Annotated in this window: 1 protein-coding gene; it reads left to right on the plus strand. The window is 70.2% G+C overall.

All coding sequences use genetic code 11. From position 1 onward, the window contains the following. On the plus strand, positions 1-386 hold a 386-nt coding region (locus tag GVJ63_RS22125), incomplete at both ends, for a hypothetical protein (RefSeq protein WP_200843148.1).

The following is a 386-nucleotide window of genomic DNA, read 5'->3' on the forward strand; positions in this document are numbered from 1 at the left end:
CCATCGACCTGAACAATTCCCATGCCGCCACGGCCGAGCGCGGGTTCAGCGATCTCATCGCGGGCGACGCGGCCTTCCTCGGCGTGATCCAACCTGCAGGCGACAGCGGCCTGCACCGGATCGCCGCCGGGCGCATCGAGGCCGACGTGCTGTTCGACGAGCCGGACACCCTCAGCCTGACCTTCGAGGCCATGGCGGAGGCCTACGGATGGGTCGTCTGCCGCCTTCATGCGGCGCCGGGCGCCGTGGACCTGCTCGAATTGACGGCGGGCTACATGGACACCGTGATCATCGCGTCGAACGCCGCCGCCGAGGATCCGGCGCTCGCCGACCTCTACGCCATCGCGGAGGATGCGGGCGCCGGCCAGATCCTGGTGGCGCAGGAC

Source organism: Pantoea sp. 18059 (genome assembly GCF_902706165.1).
GTDB classification, from domain to species: Bacteria; Pseudomonadota; Gammaproteobacteria; order Enterobacterales; family Enterobacteriaceae; genus Pantoea; species Pantoea agglomerans.